The organism is Desulfuromonadales bacterium (genome assembly GCA_035620395.1).
Lineage (GTDB): Bacteria > Desulfobacterota > Desulfuromonadia > Desulfuromonadales > DASPGW01 > DASPGW01.
The window spans coordinates 1-12,332 of record DASPGW010000271.1 but is presented as its reverse complement, the minus strand read 5'-3'; the positions used below and the strand labels follow the sequence as shown (position 1 = coordinate 12,332).

Here is a 12,332-nt window from a genome sequence, read left to right as displayed (position 1 = left end):
TTGCCCTGGGGCAGGCCTTCGACGATGTCGAACAGCACCACATCACCCAGTTCGCGCAGGGCGCAAAGCTGAGCCAGTACGCCACCGATCTGTCCACCACCGATCAACGCAATTTTCGGTCTCGCCATTGTCTCTCTCCTTGATGTGGGAAATAGGATAGGGACGGAACCATCGGTTCCGCCCCGCCTGTGTTTAATTAGACGAACATCATCATGTTGGTGATGATTGCATTCAGGGTCGCGCTCGGACGCATGGCCTTGCCGACCTTGACCTTGTCAGGGTGATAGTAGCCGCCCATGTCGATCGGTTTCCCCTGGGCCCCGAGCAGTTCCTCGTTGACCTGGTTCTCGTTGGTCGCGAGGTCCCTGGCCACCTGGGTGAAGCGTGACTGCAGCTCTTTGTCCTTGGTCTGTGTCGCCAACGCCTGTGCCCAGTAAAGGCCAAGGTAGAAGTGGCTGCCACGGTTGTCGATCTGACCAACCTTGCGGGCGGGGGACTTGTTTTCGTCGAGAAACTTGCCGAGGGCCTGATCGAGCGTCTCCGCCAGAACCAGTGCCTTATCGTTCTTGAATGCATGACCCAGGTGCTCAAGGGATGCGGCCAAAGCCGAGAATTCGCCAAGGGAATCCCAGCGCAGATAGCCTTCTTTCACGAACTGCTGGACATGTTTGGGCGCCGAGCCGCCGGCTCCGGTTTCAAACAGGCCGCCGCCGGCCAGCAGGGGGACGATGGAGAGCATTTTGGCGCTGGTCCCGAGCTCCATAATCGGGAAGAGGTCGGTCAGGTAGTCGCGCAGCACGTTGCCGGTGACCGAGATGGTGTCCTGACCTTTGCGGATCCGGGCCAGGGAGAACCTCATCGCCTCGACCGGTGCCATGATGTGGAACTCCAGACCGGTGGTGTCATGGTTCTTCAGGTATTTCTCGACCTTGGCGATAACGTTCCTGTCGTGCGCCCGGTTCTTGTCGAGCCAGAAGACTGCCGGCGCGCCAGTGGCCCTGGCGCGGTTGACGGCAAGCTTGACCCAGTCCTGGATCGGGATGTCCTTGACCCGGGACAGGCGCCAGATGTCGCCTTCCTCAACGGCATGCTCCATCAGCACCTTGCCATCGGCCGCGGCGACGCGGACGGTGCCATTGGCGGGGATCTCGAAAGTAGTGGGGTGGGAGCCGTACTCCTCGGCCTTCTGCGCCATCAGCCCCACGTTGGGGACCGAGCCCATGGTGGTCGGATCAAAGGCGCCGTTTTTCTGGCAGTCTTCGACGATCTCCTTGTACATGGTGGCATAGCAGCGGTCGGGGATCATCGCCTTGGTGTCCTGCAACTTCCCTTCGGTATTCCACATTTTGCCGGCCTCGCGGACCACGACCGGCATGGATGCGTCGACGATGATGTCGTTGGGCGTATGCAGATTGGTGATCCCCTTGTCGGAATCGACCATGGCCAGAGCCGGCCGCTTGGCGTAAACCGCCTTGATGTCCGCCTCGATCTCGGCCCGCTTGGCTTCCGGCAGGCTCTGGATCTTTTTGTAGAGCTCGCCCAGTCCCAGGTTGGGATTGACGCCCAGTTCCTTGAAGACTGCGGCGTGCTTGTCGAACACGTCCTTGAAAAAGACCGTCACGGCGTGGCCGAACATGATCGGATCGGAGATCTTCATCATGGTCGCCTTGAGGTGCAGTGACAGCAGAAGACCGCTCTTCTTCGCCTCCTCGATCTGTGCGGCATAGAACTCCCGCAGCGCCTTTTTGCTCATGAAGGTCCCGGAGAGGATCTCCCCCTTGGACGCCGTCAGCTTGTCTTTCAAGACGGTGGTCTTGCCACCTGCAACCAGCTCGATCCTGAAGTCGCCGCCATTCTCCATGACTACCGACTTCTCGTTGCCATAGAAGTCGCCGGCTGTCATGTGCGCGACATGGGCTTTTGAACCCGCATCCCAAGGGCTTAATGGAACCGTCTTCGGGTTCTTTCTCGCATATTCCTTGACTGCAAGCGGTGCCCGGCGGTCGGAGTTGCCTTCGCGCAGTACCGGGTTGACGGCGCTCCCAAGGCATTTGGCATAGCGCTCCTGAATCTCTTTTTCCGCTGCGTTTTTAGGGTCTTCAGGGTAGTCGGGAAGTTTGTACCCTTGGCTTTGCAGCTCCGCGATTGCCTCTTTCAACTGGGGGACGGAGGCACTGACGTTCGGCAGTTTGATGATGTTGGCCTCAGCCATCTGCGTAAGTTCACCCAGTTGCGCCAGGTAGTCGGGGATGCGCTGGCTCTCGGTCAGATAGTCCGGAAAGGTGGCAAGGATTCTGCCGGCAAGGGAGATGTCCCTGGTTTCAACCTCGACGCCGGTTCCCTTGGTAAAGGCTTGGACGATGGGGAGCAAAGAGTACGTTGCCAGTGCGGGTGCCTCATCGATTTCCGTCCAGATAATCTTGTGTGTTGTCATGTTCTCTCCTTGGTTTTTTGCCAGTATCGCCAGAGGCTCATTGAATGAGGACCGCAAAACATCATCTTTCCCTGTGGAGAAGTTCTCGCCGAAGGGATCCCCGACGTTCATGTGGTCTGATTTTTCTCCATTGAGTGAAGGCAGTTGCGCCTCGCAGGTCGGCCAATGGGAAATAAAAAAACACGGACGAAATAACGGCAGTCTGCCGTGAGGCCTGCCGAAGCGTCTGTTGATCCGCTTTTTAATGTGTATACAGTATACAAAGGCCCGGAAGCTGTCAAGAAAAAATATGGGCCTGCAAAACATCGAAACAGGGGCGGGAAGAAGATGAAAAAAACTGTTTAACGACCGTTTTTGCGTGTGTTTTTGAGGATCAGTTCGACCGGGAAAATGTCGGAGTGGCGCGCCGTTTCCCGCGCTTCCTGCGCTTCGGCGTTCGAGATGCCGCGGGGGATGCTGAGAACCTGGCCGGGGTAGATCCGGCGCGGGTCCTTGATCTGGTCACGGTTGGCCCTGTAGAGGATCGGCCAAAGGAGAGGGTCGGCGTAGACATCCTTGCGGGCGGCAATACCCCAAAGGACCTCACCCGCGTTGACGACATAACGCGTCAGGGGTGGTGGGGGCGGTTCAGGAAGGCGCTTGGGTTTGGCGGGGGGCGGGATGCTGATGGCTTTTTTGGTCGGTTCGGTCGGCGGGCGTTTGCTTTCCTGCTGGATGGCCTCCTCGGCCTGTTGCTGTTCACGGATTTTTTGCAGTTCCCGGATCGCCTGTTCTTCCCTGGCTCTGAGAATCGCCCGCTGGGCACCGGCTTCGGCGAAGGGGAGGATCTCCCGGGCCATCTGGTAATTACCCTGGCGGGCGAGGCGTTCGCCGTCGCTGAGCGCGTCGCTGGCCGCCTGGTATTCGGCGGGAGCCAGGTCCGGCGCGCCGGCGGTGTAGGCACGGGCAACGGCCATCCGGGCCGCCTGAAGCTCTTCTCGTGGCGGCTTGGCGCAACCCCCAAGAATTGCGGCGAGGGCGATGAAAGCGAATAAGTTCCTTGCCATTCTCTTTGGCTGCCGTGCTCTCGCCGGCCCCGGTCAGAAGCGGGAAAGGGCGGTCCGGGGACCGCCCTGCATATAACCCCTTGAGCTGCGAACGTTGGATCGTTATTTGGGCTTGGTGGCCAGGCGTATGGAGAGCTCGCGAAGCTGCTTCTCGTCGACAACGCCTGGCGCCTCGGACATCTGACAGGTTGCCTTCTGGGTTTTGGGGAAGGCGATGACGTCGCGGATCGAGTCGGAACCGGTCAGGATCATGACCAGACGGTCAAGGCCGAAGGCGATGCCGCCGTGCGGCGGGGCGCCGAACTCCAGAGCGTCGAGCAGGAAGCCGAATTTCTGGCGCGCCTCTTCTTCCCCGATCCCCATCAGGCTGAACATCTGGCTCTGCACCGACTGGTCATGGATACGAATGCTGCCGCCGCCGATCTCGGAGCCGTTGAGCACCAGATCGTAGGCTTTGGCCCGCGCTTTGCCGGGATCGGTTGCAAGCAGGGGGACATCCTCGTCCATCGGGGCGGTAAAGGGGTGGTGGACGGCGACGTGTCGCCGGGTTTCCCCGTCCCATTCGAGCAGCGGGAAGTCGGTGACCCAGACGAACTTGTAGTCGGTCTTGCTGGTCAGCCCAAGTTTATTGCCGAGATGGCCGCGTAGCCGGCCGAGCGATTCGTTGGCTACCCGGTAGGAGTCGGCCACGAAGAGCAGCAGATCGCCGAGTTCGGCGTCCAGGGTCCGGTTCAGTTCCGCCAGTTCAGCTTCGGTGAAGAATTTGGCTATGGGCGACTGCCAGCCTTCCTCGGTCATCTTGACCCAGGCCAGCCCCTTGGCGCCGTAGATCTTGACGAAGTCGGTCAGGTCGTCGAGGTCCTTGCGGGACATGCTTGCCCCGCCCTTGACGTTGAGGGCCTTGACGATGCCACCGCCCTGGACCGCCTCGGCGAAGACCTTGAAGCCGGACGTCCTGACCAGTTCGGAAATCTCGACCAGTTCGAGGCCGAAGCGCAAATCGGGGTTGTCGACGCCGTAGCGGCCCAGCGCCTCGGCGTAGGTCATGCGCGGCATCGGCAGGCTGACTTCGACGCCGATCGCTTCCTTGAAGACCCTGGCGATCATCCCTTCCATGACGTTCATCACGTCGTCGCGGCTGACGAAGCTCATCTCGCAGTCGATCTGGGTGAACTCGGGCTGCCGGTCGGCGCGCAGGTCTTCGTCGCGGAAGCACTTGACGATCTGGCAGTAGCGATCGAAGCCGGAGATCATCAGCAATTGCTTGAAGAGCTGGGGCGACTGGGGCAGGGCGTAGAAGGTGCCGGGGTTGACCCGGCTGGGGACGAGGTAATCGCGCGCCCCTTCCGGCGTGCTCTTGGTCAGGACGGGCGTCTCGATCTCGAGAAAGCCCTGGGCATCGAGATAGGTGCGGACCGTGCGCGCCACCCGGTGGCGAAGCATCAGGTTGTTCTGGATGGCCGGCCGCCGCAGGTCGAGGTAGCGGTGCTTGAGGCGGATGTTTTCGGCGACATCGCCAAAGTCGTCGATCATGAACGGCGGCGTCTTGGCGGTATTGAGGATGCGCAGTTCGCGCACCTCCACCTCGACCTCTCCGGTTTTCATCTTGGAATTGACGGTTCCCTCGGGACGGGGGGAGACGACCCCCTTGATCGCCAGCACGTACTCGTTGCGGACCCGGTCCGCCTTGGTGTGGGCCTCGGGGTCCCGGTCGGGGTCGAGAGCCAACTGGACGATTCCCTCACGGTCCCGCAGGTCGATGAAAATCAGGCCGCCATGGTCACGGCGTCGCTGCACCCAGCCCATGAGGCAGACTTCCCTGCCGATGTCGGCACTGGAAACCTGACCACAATAATGGCTCCTTTGCCAGTCACCCAGAACGTCGTTCAAGTGAGTATCCTCCGATTCAATTGATGGTTTACGGTCCTTCGCGGGACGAAAACGAAATTATACAGACGGCCTTCCGGCAGCGTCAAGAACTATCCGGCGTGATTCGCTCAGGTCCGGAAGAGCCGTTCCGGCAGCAGCGTCGCCAGTGCGGGCAGGGGGATCTCCTCCTGGGTGCCGGCATCCATGTCCCGCAACTGGGCCACCTGGCTCTTCATCTCATCCTCGCCGAGAATCAGCACGAAACGGGCTCGCAGTTTGTCGGCGCGCCGCAACTGCGATTTGAGGCTCTTGCCTTCGTAGTCCATCTCGACGTGGATGCCGCGGCGCTGAAGCTCCGCCATGATAAGGAAGGCGTGGCGGGAAGGTTCGGCGCCGAGAGCCGCCAGGAAAAGGGCGGGACGGGGGGGGGCAATCGGCTCTCCGCCCTTGAGCAGGACCAGGCGTTCCAGACCCATGGCGAAGCCGATGCCCGGCAGGGCCGGGCCGCCCAGGTCCCGGATCAGGCCGTCGTAGCGGCCGCCGGCGGCCACGGCGTTCTGGGCGCCGAGGCTGCCGGTGACCATTTCGAAGGTGGTCCTGGTATAGTAGTCGAGCCCCCTGACCATGCGCGGGTTGACCAAGAACGAAATCCGCAAATCTTCAAGGTAGCCGCGGACCTGGGAGAAATGATCGGCGCAGCCGCCGCAGAGATGGTCGAGAACCGAAGGGGCATCGGCGGTCGCATCCTTGCAGCCGGGGACCTTGCAATCGAGCACGCGCAGCGGATTGGTCCGGTAGCGTCGCCGGCAGTCCTCGCAGAGAGATTCCAGTCGGTCCGCCAGGAAAGCAATCAGGGTCTGCCGGTAGCCGGGGCGGCATTCGGGGCAACCGAGGGAGTTGACCTGCAGCGACACGTCGGGGATGGCGGCTTCGGCGAAGAAATGGACCAGCATGGCGAGCACCTGGGCATCGATCTTGGCGTCCTCGACCCCGATCGCCTCGGCGCCGATCTGGTGGAACTGCCGGTAGCGCCCTTTCTGTGGGCGCTCGTAGCGGAACATCGGCCCCAGGTAGTAGAGTTTGGCTACCGGATCAAGGGCGTGCAGTTTGTGCTCGATGAAGGAGCGCATGACCGGCGCCGTCCCCTCGGGGCGCAGGGTAAGGGAGTTGCCGCTCTTGTCGTCGAAGGTGTACATCTCCTTCTCGACGATATCGGTGGCTTCACCGATAGAGCGGCAGAAGAGCTCGGTCTTTTCCACCACCGGCACCCGAATCTCGGCAAAGCCGTACGCCTGAAAAATCCGCCGGGCCGTCTTCTCCAGAAACTGCCAGGTTTCAACCTCCCCGGGCAGGATGTCATTCATTCCCTTGATACCTGTAATTGCCACGAAATGCCACCTCACAAAAAAATTAGCCGGCCTGGTGCCGTCAGGGGACCGCCGGGTCAATCCTGCTCAGAGCCTTGCGTTCGAGAGGCCGAAAGGCTGCTGGCGATGAAGAGTGAATGCGTGCTTGCTGGAGCAGTGGAGTGTTCGGGATGGGCCGGGTAGATCGTCAGGTCTCCTGATGGCGGCGGTGCCGGGCAGGCGTCACCTTACTTTTTCATCAGCTCCCAGGCCCCCCTGGTAATATTGCGGACCTTTTTTCCGAGGTACATGGCCTGGTCGGCGAGTTCGATGATCGCCTTCTTGTCGTTGGCGTTCTCCGGAAAGGTGGAGTATCCCACCGTCGCCGTCAACCGGGAAGCTGCCTCGGTGCCTGCCAGGAATGTGTGGCGCTCGATGGAGCAGCGGATGCGCTCAGCCACCACCCCGGCGCCGCCGCTGTCGGTTTCGACAAGGAGGGCAGTAAATTCGTCGCCGCCGTAACGGAATACCATGTCGACTTCGCGCACGCTCTGCCGCAGCAGGGTGGCCACCTCGCGCAAGGACTTGCTGCCGGCAAGATGGCCATGGGTGTCGTTGATGTTCTTGAAATAGTCGAGGTCGATGAAGACCAGGGAAAATTCCAGGCCGTAACGCTCCGAGCGGCGGATTTCCTGGTCCAGCGCCAGTTGCAGGTAACGGTGGTTGTAAAGGCCGGTCAGATCGTCGGTATAGATCAGTTCCCGGGCACCCTCATAGCGATAGGCGTTTTCAAAGCCGAGGCCTGCCTGCTCGGCCAGGAACAGCAGGTTGTCGGAAGGCAGAGGGTGGGGCATGTCACCGCCGGCGGAATTGAGGATGACGATGACACCCTTGAGCTTCTTCTGGCAGTTCAGCGGGAAAAGACAGAGGCTGCGAACCTGCTCCGGCCAATTCAGATCGGATGTCAGGTCATTGCCACGCAGCAGACGGATGCCCGAAAGATCCTGCAGATGCGGCAGCAGGGAAAGTGAGAGGCTGGTTGCCTGGGCTTCCTCCAGCCCTTCGAGGGCGAGCAGGCGGGTCACCGTGTTGTTATTGAAGAGAAAGGCAAACCCGCGCCCCTGTCCCGTTTCGTGCAACAGCGTTCCGACCGCCTGCGGCAGGAGTTGTTCGATCTCCAGCTGTGAGGCCAGACTCTGGCCCCGATGAAAGAGCCGAATCTGGCTTTTCAGAAGGATATTTTCGTCCAGGAGGCGCCGCTGCTCCAGGCAGGTGCGGACCAGGTGCCGAAGCTCTTCCGGATCGAACGGCTTGATCAGGTAATCGCGGGCGCCGTTTTTGAGAGCCTGAATGGCTGTTTCGAGGGTGGCATGGCCGGTGACCAGGATGACGTCGGGAGGATTTTCGAGGGTGCGGGCGTAACGGAGCACTTCCATGCCATCGGCTCCAGGCATGACCATGTCGGTCAGAACCAGGTCGACGCCGCCTAGCTTCAGGCGCTTCACGGCCGCTTCCCCGGAGGCGACGGCTTCGATGCTGCCGTCGTCGCCGAGAATCTCGGTATAGAGATGACGAAAAAAGAGCTCGTCGTCAACAACCAGTATGGTTGACTTTTTCATCCCGGGGGCTCCGTGTCAAGAGGTGATGAAGCTAGCAAACTCCCGGTGTTATGTCAACGGAAAAGCCCCCTCTGCCAGTGTTGTACGCGCCATCCCCGGCCATCGCTGAGAAATCTCACGCTCCCCGACAGATCGGTGCGATAGAGAGGGATCGCGCGTTTTTCGACCTCGGCCAGAACTTCGGCGTGAGGAAAATGGAAAGAGTTGCCGGCGCCCGCCGAAACGAAGGTCAGTTGCGGCCGGAAGTGGTCGAGCAGGAGGCCCGGCGATGATCTTCGGCTGCCGTGGTGCGGCAGTTTCAGCAGGTTGACCGGGCCCGGCGGTGGCGATGCCAGCAGATCGATGACCCCCGGTGTTTCCAGATCCCCGGTCAACAGGACCCCGTCGGCTCCCTGCCGGGCATAAAGGACCAGTGAACGATCATTCGGATTGTTGGTTTCGACGGACGGGACGAAAAGCGCCAGCATCGTCTCTTCGGTCTCTTCGAGAATGTGCCACCCCGCCGGCTGACGGATCGCCGGGATGCCCCGTCGGCGAAGAGTTTCGAGAAGAGCGGGGTCGAGTGCCTCCGGGTCCTCGGAGCACCAGAAAGCCTGGACCGGAAAATGTTCCAGAATATGCGGCAGACCCTGACGGTGGTCGGCCTGGTCATGCGTCAGGAGGACGGCGTCCAGCGTCCGGATTCCCAGACGGGCCAGGGCCGGGGCCAGAAGTCTTTCGCCGACGTCGAAGGTTTTGCTGTGCAGGCCGCCGCCGTCGACCAGGTAGTTACGGCCGTCGGCGCGGGAGACGAGAAAGGCATCCCCCTGTCCGACGCTGAGGGCGGTAACCGTGAGGGCGGCGGGGGCGGCGGGAGTCCAAACGATCAGGGCCGAGGCAGCCGCCAGCAGAGTGCCCCGGGTCAGCCAGGCCCGCTGCGTGCCGCCGACAATGCAGGGGATGGCGCACAGCAGCGCCACTCCGCCTGTCTGCCACGGCGAAAGGTAGATTTTCCAGCCGCTCAGCGGAGGCCAGTCGACCAGCCACCCGATCCCGAGCAGAACAGCTTCGATCACTGCGCCGCAGACCTGCAGCAGCAGCGCTCCGCCAGCGGCCCAGACGGGCAGCAGGAGGCCGCCGCAAAGTCCCAGGGGGACGGCCAGAAAACCGATGGCCGGAACCGCAAACAGGTTGGTGAGCAGCCCGGCGGGAGCAAAAAAATGAAAATGCAGGAGGACCAGGGGCGTTGTGGTCAGGGTCGCCGCCAGCGTTGTCAACGACAGCAGCGCCACCCAGCGCAGCGGGCCGGGCAATGTTGTGAGCCGGGATTGGCAGCGGGGAAGCAGAAGCAGCATGCCGAGAACACCGGCGAAGGAGAGTTGAAACGACGCCTCGAACAGGGCGAGCGGCGCAAACAGCAGGATGAGCAAGGCAACGCTTGCCAGCAGCCGCAGCGGCTGGGTCCGCCTGGCCCCGATGGCCAGGGCGCCGCCGGCGAGGACCATGAGGAACGCCCGGCGGGTTGGCAGGGCGTTGCCGGTCAGCAGCAGATAGACGAAGAGCAGCGGCAGCAGGAGCAGCGGCAGCAGGCGCCGCGGCGGGGCAAGGAGCAGGAGTGCTTCGCTGCGGCGATAGAACATCAGCGCGACGGCGAAGAGAAACAGGGCGATCAGACCCAGGTGCAGGCCGGAGATGGAGAAGAGGTGGGAGACGCCGCCGCGAGTCAGCAGGTCCCGCTGCTGCGGGGTAACGCCCCCCGCGTCACCGATGATCAGGGCCTTGACCAGGCCGGCGGAAGCCGGAGAAAGCTGCTCGTCAATGCCGCAGGCGAGCTGGCGGCGCCAACCTTCGATTAAGGTGTAGGAGTTGTGGCCGGGCGCGGCGCCGAGCGGAACGATCTCCCGCGCCTTTTTCAGGGAGGTGACGACAAATATCCCCTGGCGGGCCAGCTGCCGGGGATAGTCGAATTCGCCGGGAGTACCGAACGCGCGAGGTGCGCGCAGGCGCGAGCGGAATCGAATGGCCTGGCCGGGATGTATCCCGGGGGCCTCCTCGTCGAGGTAGAGGCGGATTCGCCCCCGCGTCGGGGCCAGAATCCCGTTTGCGCCGACGCGGTGTGTCTCGAGGTCGATGAGGGTCCGGCCGAAGGCGCGTTCGGAGACCGCCAGAACGGTGCCCTCGACGGTCAGCGGCTGATCTCCGGGAAATGACCGGATATGGCCAGGGTCCCGTGGGGGGGTGATGGCCAGGTGGAAGAAGACGACGCCCAACGCCCAGAAAAACAAGTACAGCAGCAGCGCCGCGCCGCGCCGCTGCCGGCAGACAAGCCAGAGCAGGGCCGCCAGGCAGGGGAGGGCGGCCAGGGCGCGGGAGAATTCCAGATAAGGGGCGCAACCGAGGCCTGTGACATAGGCCAGCAACAACCATGTGAGCGCCATCGCTGCCTACCGCCGTGAGCCGGTGACGGAAGGCAGGAAAGTGGGCGCAAAAGAACCGGCAATGAGTCTCACTCGTCATCCCCCCCAGGACGGATTGGTGCGCAGCAGACTAGCACGGCTGCTTCCCTTTGCCTAGCCTTGTAACTGCCTTGCAACGGCAGGGGTGACCACTGAGCCCGCCATCCGTGGGTCGTGAATAACGAAAAATGCGACGGATGCGTAAAAAGGGCTTACATTAATCCTGCTCTTTTGCTATTTAAAGTTAGCCTGGATACGCCATTCGATACGGGCTCCGGCTGGTTTTGCCGGTCGGCAGCGGTGAAATTCTTCCGTCAATGCTTGCAAACCCTGAAATCGAATCACATCCGGGGTAAATGATCACCAACGTGGTCTGATTTTTGCGGCATCATTATTGCTTTTTGTTAGTCCAATTTCTTTGCCGAGCCGTGCAGATTGTTATCCGAAGAGGGCGCAACGCATGTCCGCAAGTGGTTACGAGGCGAGCAAGACCATCCTGGTGGTGGACGACTCGGAAAGCGCCCTGGCGCTGAGCCGCCAAACGCTTGAAAATCTCGGCTATGAGGTTGCCTGCGTGATGAGCGGGGCTGCGGCAATACGCTGGCTCATCGCACATCCGGTTGCCCTGGTGCTGCTCGATTATCGGCTTCCCGACATGACCGGCCGGGATGTTGTCTGCAAGCTTGCCGAAAAAGGTCTGAATATCCCTTTCGTCACCATTACCGCTCATGGCGATGAAAAGCTCGCCGTCGAGATGATGAAGCTCGGCGCCCTCGATTACCTGGTCAAGGATCATGTTTTTGCCGAAATGCTGCCGTCGGTGGTCCGGCAGGTTCTCGGGCGCCTGGAGAATGAGCGGCGGGTGGCCGTTGCCGAAGGCGCGGTGAGGGAGAGCGAGGGGCGCTTCCGGTCGATCTTCGAAAACGCCGCGGCCGGCATGGCCCAGGTTTCGCCCCAGGGAAATCTGCTGCAGGTTAATCCGGAGCTGTGCCGATTCCTCGGCTACGAGCCGGATGAATTGCTGAAGCTCGACATCCTGGCCGTCACCCACCCGGAGGACCACCTTGCATCGCTCCGGTTCTACCAGGAGCTGAGGGCCGGCAAGCGTTCGGCGTTCAACTGCGAGAAGCGCTACCTGCGAAGAGACGGCTCCATCGTCTGGGGGCATGCAACGGCTGCCGGTGTCCGGGACGAGAGAGGCAACCTGCGCTATTGCGTCGTCCTGGTGCAGGACATCACCGATCGCAAGCGCTACGAGGAACTGGTGGTGAACATCGAGCGGGGGGTCTCCATCGTGACCGGCGACCACTTTTTCCGTTCCCTGGTGGCCCATCTCGCCGACGCTCTCAAGGCCGACATCGCTTTTGTCGGCGAATTCGACAGGCAGCAGCCGCAGAACGTCAAAGCGATTGCCGTGGTTGCCGGGGGCCGGGAAGGCGAATCTTTCGAATATCCCCTTGCGAACACCCCTTGCGAAAATGTGGCCAACCAGAAGATCTGCGTCTACCCGGAAGAGGTGTGCAGGCATTTCCCTGGCGATCATCAGCTGGTCGAACTCGGGATCGAGGGATACGCCGGAGCCC

At 61.7% G+C, this 12,332-nt stretch carries 7 protein-coding genes; 1 reads left to right on the top strand and 6 read right to left on the bottom strand.

What is annotated here, in order from left to right; all coding sequences use genetic code 11:
- Window positions 1-196: 196 nt before the first annotated feature.
- The 6 genes from VD811_14910 to VD811_14885 all read right to left on the bottom strand — a co-directional run bounded on the left by VD811_14910 (window position 197) and on the right by VD811_14885 (window position 10,731).
- The gene (locus VD811_14910) at window positions 197-2,434 is read right to left on the bottom strand and encodes an NADP-dependent isocitrate dehydrogenase (GenBank protein HXV22273.1); all 2,238 of its coding nucleotides are present in this window, start codon (window positions 2,432-2,434) and stop codon (window positions 197-199) included.
- A 341-nt stretch (window positions 2,435-2,775) separates the two neighbouring features.
- The gene (locus VD811_14905) at window positions 2,776-3,480 is read right to left on the bottom strand and encodes a DUF4398 domain-containing protein (protein HXV22272.1); all 705 of its coding nucleotides are present in this window, start codon (window positions 3,478-3,480) and stop codon (window positions 2,776-2,778) included.
- Between the two features lie 102 nt (window positions 3,481-3,582).
- Window positions 3,583-5,370 (bottom strand): aspartate--tRNA ligase, encoded by a 1,788-nt coding sequence (gene aspS / locus VD811_14900; protein ID HXV22271.1) that lies wholly within the window; start codon window positions 5,368-5,370, stop codon window positions 3,583-3,585.
- A 107-nt stretch (window positions 5,371-5,477) separates the two neighbouring features.
- Window positions 5,478-6,737: a histidine--tRNA ligase gene (hisS, locus tag VD811_14895; protein ID HXV22270.1), complete on the bottom strand. Its 1,260-nt coding sequence runs from the start codon at window positions 6,735-6,737 to the stop codon at window positions 5,478-5,480.
- A gap of 206 nt (window positions 6,738-6,943) precedes the next feature.
- Window positions 6,944-8,314, bottom strand: coding sequence for a diguanylate cyclase (locus VD811_14890; GenBank protein ID HXV22269.1), 1,371 nt, complete (start codon window positions 8,312-8,314; stop codon window positions 6,944-6,946).
- A 53-nt stretch (window positions 8,315-8,367) separates the two neighbouring features.
- Window positions 8,368-10,731 (bottom strand): DNA internalization-related competence protein ComEC/Rec2, encoded by a 2,364-nt coding sequence (locus VD811_14885; protein ID HXV22268.1) that lies wholly within the window; start codon window positions 10,729-10,731, stop codon window positions 8,368-8,370.
- A gap of 478 nt (window positions 10,732-11,209) precedes the next feature.
- On the opposite strand from VD811_14885, the gene VD811_14880 reads away from it, so the two are divergent.
- The coding region (locus VD811_14880) for a PAS domain S-box protein (GenBank protein HXV22267.1) at window positions 11,210-12,332 on the top strand (1,123 nt) is incomplete at its 3' end.

What these genes read in the sequence shown, in the direction of transcription:
- VD811_14890 (HXV22269.1), bottom strand. Translation starts at nt 8,314, where the DNA reads ATGAAAAAGTCAACCATACTGGTTGTTGACGACGAGCTCTTTTTTCGT.
- VD811_14905 (HXV22272.1), bottom strand. Translation starts at nt 3,480, where the DNA reads ATGGCAAGGAACTTATTCGCTTTCATCGCCCTCGCCGCAATTCTTGGG.
- VD811_14885 (HXV22268.1), bottom strand. Translation starts at nt 10,731, where the DNA reads ATGGCGCTCACATGGTTGTTGCTGGCCTATGTCACAGGCCTCGGTTGC.
- VD811_14910 (HXV22273.1), bottom strand. Translation starts at nt 2,434, where the DNA reads ATGACAACACACAAGATTATCTGGACGGAAATCGATGAGGCACCCGCA.